Origin of the sequence: Parendozoicomonas callyspongiae (genome assembly GCF_023502345.1) — a bacterium.
Classification (GTDB): domain Bacteria; phylum Pseudomonadota; class Gammaproteobacteria; order Pseudomonadales; family Endozoicomonadaceae; genus Sansalvadorimonas; species Sansalvadorimonas callyspongiae.
Map to the genome: position 1 here is coordinate 33,696 of NZ_JAMFLX010000010.1, position 21,290 is coordinate 54,985.

Below are 21,290 nucleotides of genomic sequence, written 5' to 3' on the forward strand. Positions count from 1 at the left end.
GGAGGATCGGAATGTCTCGTATCGCGAAGACCCCGGTTGAACTTCCTTCCGGTGTAGAAGTCAAGCTGACTGCTGACCACATTGCCGTTAAAGGCAGCAAGGGCCAGCTGGAACTGAACATTCATCGCGCTGTAGTTGTAAAGCAGGACGGCAACGTTCTGACTTTCGAAGCTCGTGATGGTTCCAAGCAGGCTCGTGCCATGTCTGGTACTACCCGCGCCCTGATCGACAACATGGTAACTGGCGTATCCGCTGGCTTCGAAAAGAAGCTGCAGCTGGTAGGTGTTGGTTATCGTGCGCAGGCTAAGGGTAAGACCCTGAGCCTGTCTCTGGGCTTCTCTCATCCTGTGGAATACGCACTGCCTCAAGGTGTAACTGCAGAATGCCCATCTCAGACTGAAGTAGTCGTTAAAGGTATCGATAAGCAACTGGTAGGTCAGGTTGCTGCTGAGATTCGTGACTACCGTCGTCCTGAGCCTTACAAAGGTAAGGGTGTTCGTTACGCTGATGAGATGGTTCGCCGCAAGGAAGCCAAGAAGAAGTAACGGTTAGGTTAAGAGGGTAATACCATGAGCGAAAAGAAAGTAGCACGTCTGCGTCGCGCCAAGCGTTCGCGGATGAAAATGCGCGAACTTCGCGTAGCTCGCCTGACCGTTCATCGCACTCCGCGTCATATTTACGCGCAGGTGATTGATGCTGAAGGCGGAAAGGTACTGGCTGCGGCTTCTACCGTTGAGAAAGATCTGCGTAGCGAAGCTACCGGTAACGTTGAAGCTGCCAAGAAAGTTGGCGTTCTCGTGGCCGAGCGCGCTAAGGCTGCCGGCGTGGCAAAGGTTGCCTTTGACCGCTCCGGATTCAAGTATCACGGTCGTGTCAAGGCTCTCGCGGACGCAGCCCGTGAAAGCGGACTGGAATTCTAAGGAGTCGGGTCATGGCTAGAGAAGATCGCAAAGATAAGACTAACGACGAAGGTCTGATCGAGAAACTCGTTCAGGTTAACCGTGTTGCTAAAGTTGTAAAGGGTGGCCGTATCTTCGGTTTCACCGCGCTGACTGTAGTCGGCGACGGCAAAGGCAAGGTTGGCTTCGGTCGTGGCAAGGCGCGTGAAGTGCCAGTTGCCATCCAAAAAGCTATGGAAGCTGCCCGTCGCAACATGATTCAGGTTGACCTGAATGGCACAACCATTCAGTATCCTGTGAAAGCTGCCCACGGTGCTTCCAAGATTTACATGCAGCCTGCTTCTGAAGGTACCGGTGTTATCGCCGGCGGCGCAATGCGTGCCGTACTGGAAGTTGCTGGTGTCCAGAACGTTCTAGCCAAGTGCTACGGTTCTACTAACCCAGTTAACGTTGTTCGCGCGACCTTCAATGGTCTGAAGAGCGTACGTTCTCCGGAAGATGTAGCAGCCAAGCGTGGCAAGACTGTCGAAGAGATCCTGTGAGGTTGACATGGCAGACAAGAAGATCAAGGTAACACTCGTTAAGAGTGCCAACGGTCGACTGAAAAGCCATAAGGCCTGCGTACAGGGTCTTGGCCTGCGTCGAATCGGTCACACCGTGGAAGTAGAAGATACTCCTTCCGTGCGTGGCATGGTAAACAAGGTTAACTACCTTGTTCGCGTCGAAGGAGAGTAAGATGAAACTGAATACTCTGTCTCCGGCTGAAGGTAGCAACAAGGCTGGCAAGCGTGTCGGTCGTGGTATCGGCAGCGGTCTGGGTAAAACCGGTGGCCGCGGCCACAAAGGTCAAAAGTCCCGCTCCGGCGGCGGTGTGAAACCAGGTTTTGAAGGCGGTCAGCAGCCACTGCAGCGTCGTCTTCCAAAGTACGGCTTCACTTCCCGTCTGGCTCGAGTAACTGCAGAAATTCGCCTGGCTGAGCTGGCCAAGGTTGAAGCTGACGTTATCGATCTGGAAGCCCTGCGTGCTGCAGACCTGATCCACGCCGGTATCAAGCGTGCCAAGGTGGTCCTGTCTGGTGAGCTGAGCAAAGCTGTCACCATCAAGGGACTCGCGGTCACCAAAGGTGCCCGTGCCGCTATCGAAGCAGCTGGTGGTAAAATCGAGGACTAAATGGCTAAACAACTACCTGTCGGAAATCAGAACGGGCTGAGTGAGCTTTGGGCTCGTGTACGCTTTGTCTTCCTGGCGATCCTGGTTTACCGGATCGGGGCACATATCCCTGTTCCCGGAATAAACCCGGACAGACTGGCACAGTTGTTTAGTCAGAATGAAGGGACCATTCTTGGTCTCTTCAACATGTTCTCCGGCGGTGCGCTGGAGCGCATGTCTGTTCTGGCTCTCGGCATTATGCCCTATATCTCTGCGTCTATTATTACGCAGCTGATGACAGTGGTCAGCCCACAGCTCGAGCAGCTGAAAAAGGAAGGTGAAAGCGGTCGGCGCAAGATCAGCCAATACACTCGCTATGGCACAGTGATTCTGGCTCTGTTACAGGGCACTGGTATGACTGTCGGTCTGGCAAATCAGGGTGTGGCTTTCAGTGCTGACATCAGTTTTTACTTTGTGGCAGTTGCCACCTTTGTGACGGGTGCCGTGTTCATGATGTGGCTCGGCGAACAAGTCACAGAGCGAGGTATCGGTAACGGTATTTCGATTCTGATTTTCGCAGGTATTGTCGCGGGATTGCCGGGCGCCATTGTGCAGTCCTTCGAGTCAGCCCGTCAGGGTGATGTAAATATCCTTGCGCTGCTGGTGGTTGCCGTACTGGCCGTCGCCGTCATCGCTGGTGTAGTCTTTGTGGAGCGCGGTCAACGTCGCATTACAGTGAACTACGCCAAGCGACAGCAGGGCCGCAAGGTGTTTGCCGCTCAGAGCAGTCATCTGCCTCTGAAGGTGAACATGGCCGGTGTTATTCCCGCCATTTTCGCTTCCAGTATTCTGCTGTTCCCAGCATCCATCGCCCAATGGTTCGGCCAGGGTGAAGGTATGGACTGGCTGCAGGATATTGCCCTAGCATTGGGTCCTGGTCAGCCGCTGAACATTGTCCTGTTCTCGGTTGGCATCGTATTCTTCTGCTTCTTCTATACTGCTCTGGTCTTCAATCCGAAGGACGTAGCAGACAACCTGAAGAAGTCAGGAGCGTTTATTCCCGGTATCCGTCCGGGTGAGCATACAGCTCGTTACATTGATAGCGTTCTGACCAGGCTCACCATGGTAGGTGCGGTTTACATGACAGCGGTTTGTCTTCTGCCCCAGTTCCTGGTGGTGTGGGCAAATGTACCTTTCTATCTGGGTGGTACTTCCCTGCTGATCGTTGTAGTCGTAGTTATGGATACTATGGCGCAGATTCAGTCTCATCTGATGTCCAATCAGTATGAGTCCCTGATGAAAAAAGCTAATCTTAAGGGTTATGGTTCCGGCGGCCTGATCCGTTAAGACCGTAACTCTGCCGATAGTGGAGAGAACCATGAAAGTTCGTGCTTCAGTAAAGAAGATCTGCCGCGATTGCAAGATCATCAAGCGTAAGGGTGCTGTTCGCGTAATCTGCAGCAAAGAGCCCCGACATAAGCAACGTCAGGGTTGATATACGCTCGGGTTTTAAACCTAAGTCGGCAGACCGCCTGACCTGTTTTGTAACATACTTTGTGACAAGCAGGCCGGGCAGTTGATTTGTTGGGGGAAGGCATGTATTATGCACCCCTTTTTCGACCTGGGTTTTTACCTTCGCGTTGCAATTAGGCGAAACTCACGGAGACGATTGAATGGCCCGTATTGCTGGCGTCAATATTCCGGATAACAAACATACTGTTATCTCTCTGACCTACATCTATGGTGTTGGTCAGCACACTGCTCAGAAAATCTGTGCAGAGACTGGTGTAAACCCATCTGCTAAGATCTCCGCTCTGAGCGAAGATGATATCGAGAAGCTGCGTACCGCTGTCGGTGTATTCACCGTCGAAGGTGACCTGCGTCGCGAAATCAACATGAACATCAAGCGTCTGATGGATCTGGGCTGCTATCGCGGTCTGCGTCATCGTCGCAATCTTCCGGTTCGTGGACAGCGCACTAAAACTAATGCGCGTACCCGTAAGGGCCCACGTAAGCCGATTCGTAAGTAAAAACAACTGGATCTTCCAGTCGTCTTGATACAGGAACAATTCTGATATGGCAAAGCCAGGTATTCGTTCACGTAAAAAGGTGAAGAAGACAGTTGTGGACGGTGTCGCACACATCCACGCTTCCTTCAATAACACCATCGTGACCATTACCGACCGCCAGGGCAACACCCTTTCCTGGGCCACCTCTGGTGGTTCTGGTTTCCGCGGTTCCCGTAAGAGCACACCATTCGCTGCTCAGGTTGCTGCAGAACGTGCAGGAAATGCTGCCGCTGAATACGGTCTGAAGAATCTTGACGTTTGTGTTAAGGGACCCGGCCCAGGCCGTGAGTCTGCTGTACGCGCGTTAAATGCATGCGGTTATAAGATCACTAACATCACCGATGTTACCCCGATCCCACATAACGGCTGCCGTCCGCCCAAAAAGCGTCGCGTGTAAACAGGAGATTCGGTCAAAATGGCAAGATATATTGGTCCCAAGTGCAAACTGTCTCGTCGCGAAGGCACCGATCTCTTCCTGAAGAGTGGTGTACGTCCGCACGAGTCCAAGTGCCGCGCTGAAGTTATTCCTGGCCAGCATGGTCAGCGTCGTGGTCGTCTTTCCGACTACGGTGTTCAGCTGCGTGAAAAGCAGAAAGTACGCCGTCTGTACGGTGTGCTGGAAAAGCAATTCCGCAATTATTACAAAGAGGCTGATCGTCTGAAGGGCGCAACCGGTGTAAACCTGTTGCAACTTCTGGAAGGTCGCCTTGATAATGTAGTTTACCGTATGGGCTTTGGCTCCACTCGTGCAGAAGCACGTCAGTTGGTTAGCCACAAAGCCATCATAGTAAATGGTAAGACAGTCAACATTCCGTCCTACCAGGTTAAGCCTGGTGATGTTGTCGCTGTCCGCGAGAAGGCCAAGACTCAGCTGCGCATCGGCGCTGCTCTGGATCTGGCTTCCCAGCGTGGCTTTGCCATCTGGGTAGAGGTGGATGCCAAGAAAAAAGAAGGCACTTTCAAGGCACAGCCTGAGCGGAGTGATCTGTCAGCCGACATCAACGAGAATCTGATCGTCGAGCTGTACTCCAAGTAAGGGATAGATAACTAGGTGGGGTGTTCATCCATGCAGAACTCGGCTACAGAATTTTTGACTCCTCGTCACATCGACGTTGAGGAGCACAGCCCGACGCGCGCCAAGATTACGCTGGAGCCGCTGGAGCGCGGTTTTGGTCATACTCTGGGCAACGCATTGCGTCGTATATTGCTGTCCTCAATGCCTGGATGTGCTGTTGTCGAGGCCGAGATCGACGGCGTACAACATGAGTACAGCACTGTTGAAGGCGTGCAGGAAGATGTCATTGACATTCTCCTGAACCTGAAAGGGCTCGCAATCAACATGACTGGCCGTGACGAAGCAACTCTGACTCTGTCCCGCAAGGGCGCAGGTATCGTTACTGCCGGTGATTTGCAACTGGATCATGACGTAGAAATTCTGAATCCGGATCACGTTATCGCTCATATGAGTGAGAAAGGCGATCTCAACATGAAGTTGCTGGTTCGTCGTGGTCGTGGTTATGAAACCGCTGATCAGCGTCGTTCCGATGAAGAAGAAAGTCGTTCCATTGGTCGTCTGCAGCTGGATGCTACCTACAGCCCGGTGCACAGGGTTTCCTATGTTGTTGAGCGTGCGCGTGTAGAACAGCGTACTGACCTCGATAAACTGGTTCTTGATCTGGAGACCAACGGTACTCTGGATCCTGATGAAGCCATTCGCCGTGCTGCGACCATCCTGCAGCAGCAGCTGGCCGTGTTCGTGGATCTGGAAGGTGACGCAGAGCCTGAGCCAGAGCAGAAGGAGGACGAAGTCGATCCTATTCTGCTGCGCCCAGTAGATGATCTGGAGTTGACTGTACGTAGCGCCAACTGCCTGAAGGCAGAGAACATCTACTACATCGGTGATCTGATTCAGCGCACCGAAGTAGAGCTGCTCAAAACCCCGAACCTGGGCAAGAAGTCCCTTACCGAGATCAAAGACGTTCTCGCTTCTCGTGGTCTGAGTCTTGGCATGCGCCTCGACAACTGGCCGCCAGCAAGCCTGAAGTCTGACGACAAGGTTTCAGCTTAAACGACCAGGCAGTACTGGTAAGGATTAAGAATCATGCGTCATCGCAAGAGTGGACGTAAACTCAACCGGAACAGTTCTCATCGCCAGGCGATGTTCAAGAACATGACTGCTTCCCTGGTTGAGCACGAAGTGATCAAGACTACTCTGCCCAAGGCGAAAGAACTGCGCCGCGTAGCAGAGCCTCTGATCACTCTGGCTAAGGAAGATTCCGTAGCCAACCGCCGTCTGGCATTCAGCCGCCTGCGTAACAAGGCTACAGTTGGTAAGCTGTTTACTGATCTGGGCCCTCGCTACAAAGAGCGTCCTGGCGGTTACATCCGTATCCTGAAGTGTGGTTATCGTCAAGGCGATGCTGCTCCTATGGCATACGTTGAACTGGTTGATCGTCCTGTTGCAGTGGAAGCTGCTGACGAGGAATAAGATCTCCAGATCTAGAAAAAACCGGGCTTTAGCCCGGTTTTTTTGTGCCTGATAGCTTTTACTAACAACGTTGTTAGGTATTCTTTCAGGATTTTGCCTCCAAAATTGAATCTATACTCCGTGATTAGCTTTCTGGAGTGGATGGTTTGGAGAATAAAGAGATAACGGATAAAACGAATAAAGCACATTCTAATAAATCTCTAAAGCGGCAGAACCCAATAACACTGTATGAAACAGCCTGGGTGATGGCTCTGGCAGGAACGGGGCTTGGTGCAGGAGTTCTATATCTTCCGTTTGCCATAGGTGCTGGCGGGTTTATACCAATAATTGTTCTCACGCTGTTCAGCATCCCTCTTGTATATCTCAGCCACCGAAACTTATCCCGGGCATGTCTGGCTCCAGAGTTATCTGACTCAGATATCCACAGTTTAATTGTAGGCACATTCCCTCCGAAGATCTCAAGGGTTCTTCTGGCTGTTACATTCTTGTCTGTTTTTCCAACGCTCCTGATTTATGCAATTGGAATAACCAACATCACCGAAAGTTTTATTGGCAACCAGCTGCAATTACCAGTGCCTGATATTTCACTGTTATCGGCATTCTTGATTTCTCTGCTGGTAGTAATTTTGGCAGGTGGTGAAAAATGGTTGTTGAGGGTTGCCAGTGGAATGGTTACCCCACTGACGGTGATTATGCTCTGCCTTGCAGTTTATCTTATTCCTTTCTGGAATCTGGATAATTTGCTGTATGTACCAGAGCAGGCTGAGATATGGAAAGTCATTCTCTTTGGCCTTCCGGTGATTACTTTTTCTTTCTACCACGCTCCAATGTGTTCAATCATGGCCAGGGGATATCGGGAAAGAAATTATTCCTCTAATGACAGCTGTTCTCGTACGGACAAGATCCATTTGCTCAGTACCGTTCTGCTGTTTGTTGTCATTCTTTTTTTTGTTGTGTCCTGTCTTTTATGTCTTACCCGAGCTGAGGTGTTGGCAAGTCAGCATAGTAATCTTCCTATTCTTTCTGTTCTGGCTAACAAATCCGGAAACCCCTGGTTTGCTTTTGTTGCGCCTGTTATCGCTTTCTTATCTATATCAACATCCTTTTTCGGCTTCTTTCTGGGTTCTGTTGAGTTAATAAACGTACTGTTGGTGAACGGTGTGAAAAAACTCACAGGAGCAGAAGTCGTAACCCCCAAAGCTGTTCATAGGGTCAGTATTCTCCTGGCATTTTTAGGCTGCTGGATATCTGCTATTGGTAACTGGAGTATTCTCGATGCGATAGTAGGACTGGTCGCTCCAATGATGGCCATAGTCGTATTTTTTATTCCACTTCTGGCCATATACCGGCTGGCAGGATTAACAAGGTTTAGAAACCCGACAACAGATATGTATGTTCTGATTTCAGGGGGCGTGGTGGTGTTCAGTTTTATACTCTCTCTTGGTACAGGTTCCTAGGTAACGATAGGCTGGTGTACTATCTGTGATATGATTCTCCCGTTAAAGTAGCCCGTATCTGAGAAGGTTTTCTTCATAGTGCAGTTGGTGAAAATTCTTTCCCTGTAACAATTAGAATCAGAACCTAAGACAATTATGAGCATCACATCTTTTCACCCTCCACGTCGTACGCTGATGGGACCAGGTCCGTCGGATGTTTATTCCCGAGTCACTGAAGCTTTGTCCCGTCCAACAATCGGACATCTGGACCCTATGTTTGTCGGAATGATGGATGAAGTGAAGCAGCTTCTCCAGTATGCATTTCGTACCCAGAATGCACTGACGCTTCCCGTTTCTGCCCCCGGTTCAGCGGGAATGGAAACATGTTTTGCAAACCTGGTTGAGCCAGGTGAAAAAGTCATCGTCTGTATTAATGGCGTTTTTGGCATTCGAATGAAGGAGAATGTCGAGCGTTGTGGCGGTGAGACGGTGATTGTTCAGGGAGAGTGGGGCCGCGCTGTTGACCCTGCAGCTGTTGAAGAAACACTGAAAGCACACCCTGATGCTGTCATTCTTGCTTTTGTTCATGCAGAAACCTCTACCGGTGCGCGCAGTGATGCTGAGAAACTGTGCGCGTTGGCGCGCCAGCATAACTGCCTCACCATCGTTGATGCCGTCACTTCTCTGGGTGGCAGTGAGCTTGAAGTTGATGCCTGGGGTATTGATGCTATTTATTCCGGCACCCAGAAGTGTCTTTCCTGTGTTCCGGGTCTTTCACCTGTCAGCTTCAATCAGCGGGCTGTGGATAAAATTCAGAACCGGAAGACAAAAGTGCAAAGCTGGTTCCTCGACCTCAATCTGGTTATGGGATATTGGGGTAAAGGAGCCAAAAGAGCTTATCACCATACTGCACCTGTAAATGCGCTCTATGCTCTGCACGAGGCTTTGGTCATTCTGCAGGAAGAAGGTATCGAGAACTCCTGGAAGCGCCACCAACTGCATCACAATGCTCTCGTTGCTGGTCTGGAAGCTATGGGTATGAGTATGGTTGTACCGGCTGATGAGCGGCTGGCACAGCTTAACCTGGTGACAGTTCCTGAAGGGGTTGACGAAGCTGCAGTTCGAGCAGAACTTCTGGAAGCCTACAATCTTGAAATTGGTGCAGGCCTTGGTGACTTTGCTGGCAAAGTGTGGCGGATTGGTCTTATGGGCTGTGCTGCAACCAAGACAAATGCACTGTTCTGCCTGGGCGCTCTGGAAGCTGTTCTTGGAAAGAGCGGTGGTTGCAAAGCTGCAATGGAAATCTATCAAAAGTAGATTTGAAAGCTGAGGTGCTTGATTCAAGGCACCTCAACTTATGTTTACTGAAATTGAATAGCTGCGGGCTTCGCAATCATTAGAAAAAACTATGCGAAGCTAAATATTCTGCTTGTCAGTTATTTCGATATGTTTTGGTGTTTTGTGTGTTGAACTACCTGAAAGCTCAATAGACAGGATAAAAAAATGCTTCTTGATACACCTATCTGCGACTTTGGCTGGAAAGCTCCAGACTTAACCCTGAAAGACCCTGACGGCAACAGTTTTACCATGACGGAGTGTATGGGTGATAAAGGCTTGCTGATTATGTTTATCTGCAACCATTGCCCCTATGTGCAGGCCATCAAAGAACGGCTGGCGGAAGATGCAGCGGCTTTGATGAAGGAAGGTTTTGGTGTGCTGGCAATTATGTCTAATGATTACCAGAACTATCCTCTGGATGCTCCTGAACATATGAAAGAATTCGCCCGGCAGAACAACTTTTCATTTCCCTATCTGATTGATGAAGATCAGTCAGTGGCAAAAGCCTACGACGCTGTCTGTACTCCTGACTTTTTTGGTTTCAACAGCCAGGGAGAACTTCAGTATCGGGGCAGAATTGATGATGCCAAGATGGGAAATGCTGCAGGTCGTACGCCGGAGCTTTTGAATGCCATGCGTATGGTTGCGAAAACAGGGAAAGGGCCCGCTGAACAAAAGCCCAGTATGGGATGTTCGATTAAATGGCGCTGAGTTAATAACTTGCAGCTGCTTTTTCCTCTGATGTCAGACGTTGTCCCATCTTTATCTTAAGACGGCAAGGATTCGTGCTGTTGGCACAGTCATAGAATTCCTTGCTGAGTTGTTTAAGGTGGGTCAGTCTTGGGTGCTCTCTATAAGTGTCAGAATAAATATGCCCCAGGGTTGAGCATAAAGATCCAGTGATCCATGTGATTTCCGGTGATAACTGGCGGGTTGAAACCACTTTGCCAGGAGTAAGTGTGACTTCCTCCAGCTCAGTGCCTTCCAGTCTGAGAAGCTGTGAGAGCCCTCTCAGGGAAAGCTCTTCTGCCATCTCCCTTAACCGGGTGCGCTCAGCTACTTGGCGAGCAGTGTGGTTACCAACTGCTTTTCTTACAAAAAGAGCATCAGAAGCCATGCATTTAGCTATCCAGGCGTTGAGCTGCATGGTTTTGGCCATATGAAGATCTGTTGGGCCATGGAGTGTTTCTACTTGTTGATTAGCTCGCGTATAGTGACGGAATCTTACCAGCCGGTTTATTTCATATAAGTGGCGGTTAAATGTGTTTCTGGAACCTTCACTGGCTGGCGGCGTAGTTATAACAGCGCGATAAGCGGCTAGGGGAGCCTTTGGGCATGGGGTTATTGCATGTTGTGGTTCTTCATCGAAACTATCGGACGATCCCTCCTCAAGCACTTGAGAAGGACCAGCAGAGGCTGGTTTGCTTATAGTATTCGGTCGCGAAGAACTGGGAGAGGATTTAGTGGTTCTACTCTTGTTTTTCTTTCCTTTTTTGTTCCTTCTCCGTCTTTTAGTTGTGTGTTTCCCAGGTACAGGACGTTGAGAGGAGGCAGGCATTGCGGCAAGCTGATTAAGTTCCTCTTCCAGATTGAGTGCTTCATCTTCTTGCCCATTGGCTATAAGGGCCGCATGATATCTTTGCAGAGACTCAAATGCGGATTGCCATCTCTCCAAATTGCAGGCAAGTCGGACAGGAGCTAACCCTGAAGTAATTGGGTTTTGTTCGGCAGCATCTTGATAATGTTTTAAAGCTAGTTCTTTCTGGCCGTTAAGCTCTGACTGTTTTCCTTTAAACCAAAGCTTCATTGCTGAGTTATCAAGGAGCGACAGTAAGGAAATATTTTTTGGTTTCTCCTCAATAATGGCAATAATTGATTTAAACAGATGAAAATAATGGGGCTTAATTTGCTTGACCAGATCAAGCAGTTGATTCCCTTTGCTGGTATCTTTAATGCACTCAATTCCAAAATATCGTGCAAGAGCTCGTTTACATAGTATGCGAGCTATGTCGTGAGCCAGTTGCCCGTGAAGTCTTCTGTCATCAGGGTTTATGCCTAAAAGTAACTGCTCCTGCTGAAGTGGACGGCGTAGATCATGGGACAGACTTTCATCAAGGTCTTTAAGGCGGCGAAAATAGTCAAGCCCTTTTTCCAGATCGACATAGTTCTCTGAACCCAAATAAATTCCGCAGTAAAGCAGGGCCAGGTCAAACTGGGCCTCAGGTTCACCAATTTCTGCTGCCAGCTTAATTTGCTTGAATAGCTCTTCTTCACCTTTAGCAAGGTATATACATAACTTGGCTTGGTAAGAATGAAAGTCAGAAAGGCATTCTGAGGAAAGTTCGTCATATGGGATGCTGTCTAGCAACGCCTGGATATTTAGAAGAATATCTTTTGGTATGGTGGTAGGAAATGCTCTTTCATAATCTGGAGTACCCATGACCTCAATGGCATCCAGGTATCCACCTATTATTTGCATCTGAAGATGCCAGTCTTTCTTTAAGCTTTTCCTGAAAGTTGGTGATAAAAGAAAAGTTAGAAGGCCAAAAACATTCTTAATGTTTTCTAGATGCTGATTAATCATTTCACCAACAGAGAATAAATATTGATCCAGCAAAATTAATGCTGCATTCATCTCATCAGGGTCAAAACTACCGTCCTCGCACGAGCTCATAAACCATTTCTGAAGTTGTTCTCGGATGACTATCAGCTGTAGTGGGGTAAAGCGAATATTTGAACTGGCTTCAATAGTCTCGGGTTTGCCTGTTTTTGAAGCCGTCAGGTTTGATGCAATATCTTCAACTGAAAGCCAGCTTTCCCCCAGTGCTGTTGATGACTCTTGAAGCTTTCTTATTATTCTTGCTTTTCGAAATAACAAGGATTTGTTATATGTCTCGCTGTGATAATCAGCCAACTTATTTGCTTCACCCAATAAGGCCTTAGGGCTGGATAAGCTCTTTGGGTGAGAGCCGGCCTTTTCTAGGGCAGTTGATGCCGACGAAATGGCGGGTGTTGTGGGTATTTTTGCTGCACAGGCCATGGCTCAAAGATCCTTGGAATATCTTTGTTCGACCATGGTTTGCAGGGAAAGACAGGCGGATATAACAGGCTTGTCACAATTGGCAACCCCTGTAGAGGGGAAGCAAGGGGAGAGTTTTCTCCCCCCTAAAGAAAAGAACGATGGTAATTAAGCTGCTGCAGTATCTGCTGCTTTAAACATCGCCTGATATTCATCTTCAAAGAAGAACTTCTCTTCGCCGAAAGCTGGTTCCAGCTGATCCAGCCAGGTGGCCTTCTCGTCGTATTTGGCGAAGAACGGACGGTAGCACCACTCAGGGTTACGGCCCTGCAGGAAGCGCAGGCAGAACACCTTCTCGCCGTTGATGTCGGCAATACCGGTGATCTCAACCTTACCCGGGCCAGCACTCATGGATGGGCCACGAACGGTACGACCCAGGCCAGACATACGGGTAATGGCCTGACGGTAGATCTCGTAAGCTTCAGCCAGAGGGATCTCGAAGTAGTGTTTGGCACCAGTGTCACGGGCTACGAAGAAGTAGTAAGGCACGATACCCAGAGACAGCTGGGTCTCCCAGTTCTTCACCCAAACATCAGGATCGTTGTTGATATGACGGGTTAGAGGAGCCTGTGCGCGGATCATGGTGCCGGTAGCACGGATACGCTTGATAGCTTCCTTGCAGACGTCAGTCTTCAGTTCCTGATAATGGTCGAAGTGCGCCATAAAGGCCAGCTGCTTGCCAGATGCAGTGATCTTGCTGAACAGAGCCAGCAGTTCTTCGGCATCATCGTCGGAAACAAAGCGGTATGGCCAGAAGGTCAGAGTCTTGGAGCCGATGCGGATGTTCTTGATATGGTCAAACTCTGGAGCCAGCAGAGGTTCCAGGTATTCCTTCAGCAGACGGGTCTTCATTACCAGAGGGTCACCGCCGGTGAACAGAACGTCGGTTACTTCCGGATGTTGTTTCAGGTAAGCGTGCATGGTGGATGCTTCGGTAGCAGCCATCTTCAGCTCATCATCACCGATAAACTGTGCCCAACGGAAGCAGAAGGTGCAGTAGCTGTGGCAGGTCTGACCCTGGCTTGGGAAGTACAGGGCAGTTTCACGGTACTTGTGCTGCATGCCGGAAACAATCTTACCATCAACCATTGGGCGGTTCAGAGCCAGCTGACCGGCAGGGTGCGGGTTCATGGAGTGCTGGATTTTGCGGGCAGCTTCCTTGATCTGCTCGGCAGTTGCGCCGTTGCGATGCAGTTTGGCCATAGTGTCGAACTGTCCGGGCTGCAGCATACCTTTCTGAGGAAACATCAGGCGGAAAACGGGATCGTTAGGCACGCAGCTCCAGTCGATCAGCTCGTTAACAACATACTCGTTGACCCGAAAAGGCAGCACGCTGGCAACAACACGGATATCAAACTGCATGTCTTCCGGCAGAGCAAGAAACTGCTCAATACTGTCAAGGTTACGCTCGGTGTACACCTTGTAAGGGCGGCGCTCTTCGGTAGATGCGATGAGATGGACTGCGTCGTTGTTACCGTGCATCTATGCTCCTGAAAAAGTTGTGAAAGTGAGTGCACCCGGAAAGTCGGCCTGCGGGGCCATGGGCATGAAAAAGGTATGATGTTGTTTCGTTGAAGAGTGTATGGAGATCAAGGTTTACTCTCAATGCGTTACACCCGCAACTGAGGCATTGTCATATTCGGAATTGATAACTCATGACTGTGAATTATCACAATCATGAGTTATCAATAAGGGATTGGCGTGCTTGAATGTGGTGACTCTGGAATGAGTTTCGTTTTTTTGGGGGTGTAAGGCCGTTGCCTGTGATGGTGAACGGCGGGCTTATCCATACACTGCTGAATACTTTATTTGTTTGTTGGGGGAAGAATTGGAAGAGGCAACGAAACGGAGTTTGAGTCGTCATCCGTGATTATATCCCCCCAGTGCCGGTGCTGTTTATTGAGTTGGGGGATCAATTGCTGGGCATTGTTTGAGATACCTTGAAGACCTGTGAGTGGCTTATTTTCATCTACTTCCGGTGAGGCTGGGGCTTTTGTTTTCACTGCTCTCCATGCAGGACGCTCAACCCCCCCCAATGAGCTGACTGGTAATTTTATACTTGCCATCGGTTACCTCATCTACGTATGAGTTGTATAGATACACCCCATAAAGCTGGAAGTCAGAATCTTCCACAGGTTGTACAAACTCAAAATGGAGTTCTTTGACAGTGTTACGATATAGAGTATCAACACAGTCTTTGAAAGTGACTCTCTGGGCTGCATGAAAAGAAACGTCTTTCTGGGCTTTCTTCATGTCTATCATGTCTAGCCTTTTGTCTTTTCGGAAGACTGTGTCCTCAGCATCTTTCAGAAAGCTGTTAGTGTCCTGAATTTTAATTGGGGGAGAGTATCTTAAAAGTTGAAATTCATTCCGTGGCATCGTGCCCAGTTGAACAATCTGTCCGACATACTCCAGAAGTGTCATCCAGCTGACGATTTGTGGAGAGGCCATGTTTTCCTCTTCATATCCACTAGCTTGCTTCATACTTTGAAATAATTTATCAGCTGTTCCTTGCTCAAAAGACATGTTTTCAATAGTCAGGCTTTCTTTTGAATGTTTCATAGTGGTTACTCCAACACTTGGTTGAAAGGTAATCACTATTGACTGGCCTGCAGCACTCCCTGTTCCTTGAAACTCTGTTGAGGGAAATTCTCCATAGCTGCCTGAAGCCAGTGATGAAAGCAGGAATATAGGAAGAGTAAAAACCCAGCGGGTTACAGGTTGCATTCTGTTCACTGGAACCCTCAGGTAGTCATGGCAGAAATACGGCTACCGAGTATAGAGCATACTAAGAAAGCGTTTTTGTTCGGTTCAATACATGGTTCAAAAAATGCCCGGTATGGGAAACGGGGTTTCTGGCAATATCTTCCGGAGCGCCGGTGGCAATAATTTCACCACCGCCATCACCACCTTCCGGGCCGAGATCGACAATCCAGTCTGCGGTCTTGATCACATCCAGATTGTGTTCAATAACCAAAACGGTATTACCATGGTTCCGTAGACGATGAAGAACTTTCAACAGCAGCTGGATATCCTCAAAGTGCAGACCAGTGGTTGGTTCATCAAGAATATAGAAGGTCTTGCCTGTATCCCGTTTGGACAGCTCTTTTGCCAGCTTGACCCGCTGAGCTTCACCGCCTGAGAGAGTAGTCGCGTTCTGGCCCAGGTGAATATAGGAAAGGCCTACATCCATCAGGGTTTGCAGTTTGCGTTTGAGAGCCGGGATGGCATCAAAGAATGGCAGTGCTTCTTCAACAGTCATCTCCAGCACTTCATCAATGCTCTTGCCCTTGTACTTCACTTCCAGGGTTTCGCGGTTATAGCGTTTGCCCTTGCAGACATCACAGGGGACGTAGATATCCGGCAGGAAATGCATTTCCACTTTAATAACGCCGTCACCCTGACAGGCTTCACAGCGTCCACCTTTGACGTTAAAGCTGAAGCGGCCGGGTTTGTAACCACGGGAGCGCGCTTCCTGGGTACCGGCAAACAATTCACGAATAGGTGTGAAGATGCCGGTATAGGTTGCCGGGTTGGAACGTGGTGTACGGCCGATCGGGCTCTGGTCGATATCGATACACTTATCCACATGCTCCAGCCCATCGATGGTTTTATGAGGAGCAGAAGTCAGCGTGGTTGCACCATTAAGCTTCTCAGCCAGGATGGGGTAAAGGGTTCCATTAACCAAAGTTGATTTACCTGAGCCGGAAACACCGGTCACACAGGTCAGCAGCCCAAGTGGAACTTCCAGTTTGACGTTATTGAGGTTATTGCCTGTACAGCCGGAAAGCGTCAGTAGACGTTTTTTATCAACAGCATTACGCTGTTCAGGAACCTCTATACGGCGGGTGCCTGAGAGATATTGGCCAGTGAGAGATTGATCACAGGCCATAATATCTTCCGGCGTTCCGCTGGAAATGATCTTACCACCATGGACGCCTGCACCCGGGCCAATATCAACAACATGATCAGCGGAGCGAATGGCATCTTCATCATGTTCGACGACAATGACCGTATTACCCAGATCACGCAGGCGAATAAGCGTCTTGAGGAGGCGATCATTATCACGCTGGTGAAGGCCGATAGATGGCTCATCCAGGATATACATCACACCTACAAGACCGGCACCAATCTGGCTGGCCAGTCGAATACGCTGGGCTTCACCGCCGGAAAGAGTTTCGGCACTGCGGTCTAATGTTAGATAGTTGAGACCAACATTATTAAGGAAGCTAAGGCGATCCTGGATCTCTTTGAGAATCTTGGAAGCAATCTCACCTTTCTGACCAGTCAGATTCAGTGATTCAAAGTGTTTAAGAGCCCCTTCAACCGGAAGACAGGTTACCTGAGGTAGTGTGGTCTCTTCGATAAAGACATTACGGGCTTCTTCCCTCAGTCGCGTTCCCTTGCACTTGGGGCAGGGCTGAGTGGCCACGTATTTGCTGAGCTCTTCCCGCACAGACTGGGACTCGGTGTCCTTATAGCGACGCTCAAAGTTGGGAATAATGCCTTCAAAGCGGTGGCGTTTTTTATAGATGTCACCACGGTCATTGATATAGCTGAAATCAACCAGTTCATCCCCAGAACCATGCAGGATAATGTTTTGATGTTCTGCTGAAAGATCATCAAACGGAGTATCAATATCAAACCCGTAATGAGCCGCCAGTGACTTCAACATATGGAAGTAATATACACTGCGACGATCCCAGCCACGGATAGCACCTTCGGCCAGGGTCAGCTCCGGGTGTTGAATAATCCGGTTGGAATCAAAGAACTGTTTCATACCCAGACCATCGCAGGATGAGCAGGCACCGGCCGGGTTGTTGAAAGAGAACAGGCGCGGTTCCAGTTCGTTCAGGCTGTAACCACATTCTGGGCAGGCAAAGCGGGCGGAGAACACCATGTCTTCCTGTTCACCATCCATAAAGCTGATAGTGGCCAGACCGTCAGCCAGTTCCAGTGCGGTTTCAAAAGATTCTGCCAGGCGCAACTGCAGATCGTCCCGAACCTTAACCCGATCAATAACCACTTCAATAGTGTGCTTTTTGTTCTTCTCCAGTGCCGGTGGAGTATCCAGATCAGTGACTATGCCGTTAATTCGGGCACGAATAAATCCCTGAGACTTTAGTTCACTGAATACATGCAGATGCTCACCTTTGCGTGCCCGCACAATCGGAGCCAGCAGCATGATTTTGGAGCCTTCCGGCAGGGCCAAAGCCTGGTCAACCATCTGGCTGATGGTCTGAGCCTCCAGAGCATGGTGATGTTTGGGGCAGCGTGGAGTACCAACACGTGCAAAGAGCAGACGAAGGTAGTCGTAAATTTCTGTAATAGTTCCCACGGTAGAACGTGGGTTATGGCTGGTGGACTTCTGCTCAATGGAAATCGCCGGAGAAAGACCTTCAATATGGTCAACATCCGGTTTTTCCATCATGGACAGGAACTGCCGTGCATAGGCAGACAGCGATTCCACATAGCGACGCTGACCTTCCGCATAGAGAGTATCGAAAGCCAGAGAGGATTTACCTGACCCGGAAAGGCCTGTGATAACAATCAATTTATCCCGGGGTAAGTCCAGATCGATATTTTTAAGATTATGAGTGCGCGCGCCGCGTACGGTGATCGAATCCACAGGATGACTCCACTTTAGAACCGGTCGATTATAAAGCAGAGGGACGTGTGAATCATTGAATTATATTCTATCGATTCAAAAGAGCTTGTTAATGATTGCCTTCCAGAAGCCTTGCCAGTTCGGGAATACAAGAGCCACAGCTGGTTCCCGCTTTCAGTTTCACATACACAATAATTATTGCTGTACAGTTGCTAATGTGGCCTGTTCGACTGATAGTATGCCGCACGGGAAATAACAAACTGATCAGAATGAATTCATTAGAAGTACGGGCGGCATCATCACTGTCCCTTGTTTTTGCCCTGCGAATGCTGGGTCTCTTTATGTTACTGCCGGTTCTGGCGGTTTACGCTGATGAGCTGCGCGGTGCAACTCCTGCACTTATCGGTCTGGCTATTGGTGCTTATGGCATCAGCCAGTCTCTGTTACAAATTCCTGCCGGGCTTCTTTCCGACCGCATTGGTCGTAAGCCAGTTATCATCGGCGGTCTATTAATCTTTGTTGCTGGCAGTCTGCTGGCGGGTTCCTCGGATACCATAACCAATATTATCGCCGGGCGTTTCCTGCAGGGCGCAGGGGCTATTGCAGCGGCGGTTACCGCCTTGCTGGCTGATCTGACCCGGGAAGAGAACCGCACCAGAGCCATGGCCATGGTAGGGATAAGCATCGGTCTGTCTTTCTGTGTGGCTATGGTGCTTGGGCCTCTTTTGGTTCAGCAATGGGGGCTTGCAGGATTATTCAATATTTCAGCAGTGATGGCCGTTGGTGCTATTGCTCTGGTAGCCTGGGCTATTCCTACCCCTGTAAGACAGAAAGCTAACCGGGAAACTGTTGCGACACTGTCACAGTTACGGGAAATTCTCGGGCACAGGCAGCTTCTTCGCCTGAACGCTGGTGTTTTCACTCTTCACTTTGTACTGATGCTGCTGTTTATGCAGCTGCCTCTGGCCCTGCAGAACCTGGCTGGTCTACCAAGGGAAGAGCACTGGTGGGTATATCTGGTGACCATGGTGATTTCCTTCTTTGCCATGGTGCCCTTTATTGTTATTGGCGAGAAGAAGAGAATGATTCGTCCCATTATGATCGGGGTGGTCACACTTCTGTTTATTGCCCAGGGAATGATCTGGGCTAACCAGTCTAACCTGGCATGGCTGGTGGGCAGCGTACTGCTGTTCTTTATGGCTTTTAATTATCTGGAAGCCACGATGCCTTCAGTGGTGAGTCGAATTGCTCCGGCAGGCAGTCGCGGAACAGCCATGGGAGCCTTTGCAACCTGTCAGTTCCTGGGTGCGGGCCTTGGGGGAATAATTGCCGGTCTGGCTTATCAATTATGGGGCGGGACTGGTATCTTTGTGGTTGGGGCAATTGCGACTGCCATATGGTGGTTATTGTCTGTTACTATGAACAATCCCCCCTATGTTAGCAGTATCGTGTTAGACCTTTATCCGGTGGTACCTTCTGAGGCTAACCGGATGAGTGATCGTCTGGCAGCGGTGGCAGGCGTTAAGGATGTAACCCTGATCGTAGAAGAGCAGACTGCCTATCTGAAAATTGATAAGCAGCAGCTTGATGAACAGCATTTACGCCAGTATGGGGACTGGTAAACAATGAGTCAGATGAAGGACGAGGAGTTCTCCTTCCTGAACTGGTTGTTATAGAACCGGATGCTTCCGGGACTTTGGATTATCAAAAATATGGGAGAAGCCAATGGCTCGTGGTGGTGTTAACAAGGTCATACTGGTTGGTAACCTCGGAGGGGATCCGGAAGTTCGTTACACCCCGAACGGCAGTGCGGTCACTAATCTGAGCATTGCGACCAGTGAATCCTGGCGTGACAAGCAGACTGGTCAGCAGCAGGAACGTACCGAGTGGCACCGTGTAGCCATGTTCGGCAAGCTGGCAGAAATTGCCGGCCAGTATCTGCGCAAGGGATCAAAAGTTTATATCGAAGGTAAGCTGCAAACCCGCAAGTGGCAGGATCAGCAGGGCCAGGATCGTTATTCAACAGAAGTCGTTGTTGATATTAATGGCCAGATGCAGATGCTGGATGGTCGCCAGGAAGGTGGCAACATGGGATATGGCCAGCCTCAACAGGCGGCAGCTCCTCAGCAACAGGCTCCACAGCAGAATCAGGGCTACGGTCAGCCTATGCAACAACAAAAGCCTGCTCAACCGCAGCAGTCTCAAGGATATGGCCAGCCTCAGCAGAACCAGAACCAGAATCAGGGTTATGGTCAGCCTCAGCGTGCTCAGCAGCAACAGTCGGCTCGCCCTCAACAGCAGCCTCAGCCAGCCCCTGCTGGTGGTTTTGATGATTTCGATGATGACATCCCGTTCTAATTAAAACGGAATATCATCCTCAAATTCAAAGCTCTACCTCTTTCAAGAGGTAGAGCTTTTTTTATGGCTTTTCTCTGGCGAAGATGATGCTGTACAGGCAGGTTTAGGTTGCCTGCCATCCCATGGACGGTTTAACCAGGCATTGATGCCGCCTGCATAACGATAGACTTCCTTATAACCCAATTTGACTGCCCAGGCTGCAGCGCTGTGGCTTCTGTCGCATGCCGTTCTTCCACAATAGAAAACGACAGGGCGTTCTTTGTCGGCTCCCAGCATGCCCTTGAAGTCCTTAATGGTTTTCCCTTCCATCAACTCAGTATCCCATTCATTCACCGGAGCCGGGCTTCTCGGGAACCAGAATGAAACAGCTCCTTCGATATGATGAGCCTCATAGCGCGGCAGAGGTAGTGTATCAACGATAAGGCAGTTTCTTTTTGAGTTGATTAACCCCTCTACACCAGATGTGGTTATTAACCGGTACCCTCCCTGGTCGGCAAGCTGGTGGGTTTTTACTATCAGCTGATTAATATCTCTTTCTGAGGGAGAGAGAGTCGATTCTGTTGTACAGCAACCTTGAATACAGGCTAAAGCTGATAGCAAAAGGAAAACCTGCCAAAAAGCGTTATTTGATTTGATTCCAACATTGTTGCTTCTGCAGATGCTCATTCCCTCCATGAAGATCCTCTCAACTTGGCCACTCAGTAGAAAGAGAATCAGGCTAGATCATTTTGCGGGAATTTCTTCTCTCGACTAGGCTATCCGGTGGATGGTGCATGGTAGCTATGCTGATTGAAGCTATGCCGGTTGGTCATGGCGTGGGAACGGGCGCGGTAAATGACAAGGATAGAGAAGTAGATGATAATTC

Annotated in this window: 22 protein-coding genes; 17 read left to right on the plus strand and 5 right to left on the minus strand. The window is 49.5% G+C overall.

Features of this window, described 5'->3' with window-relative positions; all coding sequences use genetic code 11:
* Positions 1 to 11 precede the first annotated feature (11 nt).
* The 15 genes from rplF (at position 12) to M3P05_RS08990 (ending at position 10,091) form a co-directional block, all read left to right on the plus strand.
* On the plus strand, positions 12 to 545 hold the full coding sequence (rplF, locus tag M3P05_RS08920) for a 50S ribosomal protein L6 (protein WP_249699198.1): 534 nt from the start codon (positions 12 to 14) through the stop codon (positions 543 to 545).
* A gap of 24 nt (positions 546 to 569) precedes the next feature.
* Positions 570 to 920, plus strand: a complete 351-nt coding sequence (gene rplR, locus M3P05_RS08925; protein WP_249699199.1) for a 50S ribosomal protein L18 — start codon at positions 570 to 572, stop codon at positions 918 to 920.
* 11 nt (positions 921 to 931) lie between these two features.
* Positions 932 to 1,441 (plus strand): 30S ribosomal protein S5, encoded by a 510-nt coding sequence (rpsE, locus tag M3P05_RS08930; RefSeq protein WP_249699202.1) that lies wholly within the window; start codon positions 932 to 934, stop codon positions 1,439 to 1,441.
* Between the two features lie 7 nt (positions 1,442 to 1,448).
* On the plus strand, positions 1,449 to 1,634 hold the full coding sequence (rpmD, locus tag M3P05_RS08935) for a 50S ribosomal protein L30 (RefSeq protein ID WP_155162178.1): 186 nt from the start codon (positions 1,449 to 1,451) through the stop codon (positions 1,632 to 1,634).
* A 1-nt stretch (position 1,635) separates the two neighbouring features.
* Positions 1,636 to 2,070 (plus strand): 50S ribosomal protein L15, encoded by a 435-nt coding sequence (gene rplO, locus M3P05_RS08940; RefSeq protein ID WP_249699203.1) that lies wholly within the window; start codon positions 1,636 to 1,638, stop codon positions 2,068 to 2,070.
* A complete protein-coding gene (gene secY / locus M3P05_RS08945) occupies positions 2,071 to 3,396 on the plus strand; it encodes a preprotein translocase subunit SecY (RefSeq protein ID WP_249699204.1) in 1,326 nt (441 codons plus the stop codon).
* A 31-nt stretch (positions 3,397 to 3,427) separates the two neighbouring features.
* The gene (gene rpmJ, locus M3P05_RS08950) at positions 3,428 to 3,544 is read left to right on the plus strand and encodes a 50S ribosomal protein L36 (RefSeq protein WP_155162175.1); all 117 of its coding nucleotides are present in this window, start codon (positions 3,428 to 3,430) and stop codon (positions 3,542 to 3,544) included.
* 178 nt (positions 3,545 to 3,722) lie between these two features.
* Complete coding sequence (gene rpsM / locus M3P05_RS08955) at positions 3,723 to 4,079, plus strand: 30S ribosomal protein S13 (RefSeq protein WP_249699205.1); 357 nt, start codon at positions 3,723 to 3,725, stop codon at positions 4,077 to 4,079.
* 46 nt (positions 4,080 to 4,125) lie between these two features.
* Positions 4,126 to 4,515 carry a 30S ribosomal protein S11 gene (gene rpsK / locus M3P05_RS08960; RefSeq protein WP_249699206.1) on the plus strand — a complete coding sequence of 130 codons (390 nt, stop codon included), beginning with the start codon at positions 4,126 to 4,128 and terminating at the stop codon, positions 4,513 to 4,515.
* A gap of 18 nt (positions 4,516 to 4,533) precedes the next feature.
* Complete coding sequence (gene rpsD / locus M3P05_RS08965; RefSeq protein WP_249699207.1) at positions 4,534 to 5,154, plus strand: 30S ribosomal protein S4; 621 nt, start codon at positions 4,534 to 4,536, stop codon at positions 5,152 to 5,154.
* A gap of 30 nt (positions 5,155 to 5,184) precedes the next feature.
* Complete coding sequence (locus M3P05_RS08970) at positions 5,185 to 6,186, plus strand: DNA-directed RNA polymerase subunit alpha (protein ID WP_249699208.1); 1,002 nt, start codon at positions 5,185 to 5,187, stop codon at positions 6,184 to 6,186.
* Positions 6,187 to 6,219: 33 nt separating this feature from the next.
* Positions 6,220 to 6,606, plus strand: a complete 387-nt coding sequence (gene rplQ, locus M3P05_RS08975; protein ID WP_249699209.1) for a 50S ribosomal protein L17 — start codon at positions 6,220 to 6,222, stop codon at positions 6,604 to 6,606.
* 146 nt (positions 6,607 to 6,752) lie between these two features.
* The gene (locus M3P05_RS08980; RefSeq protein WP_249699210.1) at positions 6,753 to 8,063 is read left to right on the plus strand and encodes an amino acid permease; all 1,311 of its coding nucleotides are present in this window, start codon (positions 6,753 to 6,755) and stop codon (positions 8,061 to 8,063) included.
* Positions 8,064 to 8,198: 135 nt separating this feature from the next.
* Entirely contained in the window at positions 8,199 to 9,359 is a 1,161-nt protein-coding gene (locus tag M3P05_RS08985; protein WP_249699212.1) for a pyridoxal-phosphate-dependent aminotransferase family protein, read from the plus strand.
* Between the two features lie 186 nt (positions 9,360 to 9,545).
* A complete protein-coding gene (locus M3P05_RS08990) occupies positions 9,546 to 10,091 on the plus strand; it encodes a thioredoxin family protein (protein WP_249699213.1) in 546 nt (181 codons plus the stop codon).
* 1 nt (position 10,092) lies between these two features.
* Here the strand turns inward: M3P05_RS08990 and M3P05_RS08995 are convergent, their stop codons facing one another.
* The 4 genes from M3P05_RS08995 to uvrA all read right to left on the minus strand — a co-directional run bounded on the left by M3P05_RS08995 (position 10,093) and on the right by uvrA (position 18,088).
* Positions 10,093 to 12,420: a hypothetical protein gene (locus M3P05_RS08995; RefSeq protein WP_249699215.1), complete on the minus strand. Its 2,328-nt coding sequence runs from the start codon at positions 12,418 to 12,420 to the stop codon at positions 10,093 to 10,095.
* Positions 12,421 to 12,567: 147 nt separating this feature from the next.
* A complete protein-coding gene (locus M3P05_RS09000; RefSeq protein ID WP_249699216.1) occupies positions 12,568 to 13,941 on the minus strand; it encodes a KamA family radical SAM protein in 1,374 nt (457 codons plus the stop codon).
* Positions 13,942 to 14,481: 540 nt separating this feature from the next.
* Entirely contained in the window at positions 14,482 to 15,186 is a 705-nt protein-coding gene (locus M3P05_RS09005) for a hypothetical protein (protein WP_249699217.1), read from the minus strand.
* 61 nt (positions 15,187 to 15,247) lie between these two features.
* Positions 15,248 to 18,088: an excinuclease ABC subunit UvrA gene (gene uvrA / locus M3P05_RS09010; protein ID WP_249699218.1), complete on the minus strand. Its 2,841-nt coding sequence runs from the start codon at positions 18,086 to 18,088 to the stop codon at positions 15,248 to 15,250.
* Between the two features lie 248 nt (positions 18,089 to 18,336).
* Here uvrA and M3P05_RS09015 point away from each other — a divergent pair, with 248 nt between their 5' ends.
* Both M3P05_RS09015 and ssb read left to right on the plus strand, forming a co-directional pair.
* Positions 18,337 to 19,689, plus strand: coding sequence for an MFS transporter (locus M3P05_RS09015; protein ID WP_249699219.1), 1,353 nt, complete (start codon positions 18,337 to 18,339; stop codon positions 19,687 to 19,689).
* Positions 19,690 to 19,792: 103 nt separating this feature from the next.
* Positions 19,793 to 20,425, plus strand: coding sequence for a single-stranded DNA-binding protein (ssb, locus tag M3P05_RS09020; RefSeq protein WP_249699220.1), 633 nt, complete (start codon positions 19,793 to 19,795; stop codon positions 20,423 to 20,425).
* A gap of 42 nt (positions 20,426 to 20,467) precedes the next feature.
* Here ssb and M3P05_RS09025 read toward each other — a convergent pair whose 3' ends face one another.
* Entirely contained in the window at positions 20,468 to 21,091 is a 624-nt protein-coding gene (locus tag M3P05_RS09025) for a rhodanese-like domain-containing protein (protein WP_249699221.1), read from the minus strand.
* Positions 21,092 to 21,290 lie beyond the last annotated feature (199 nt).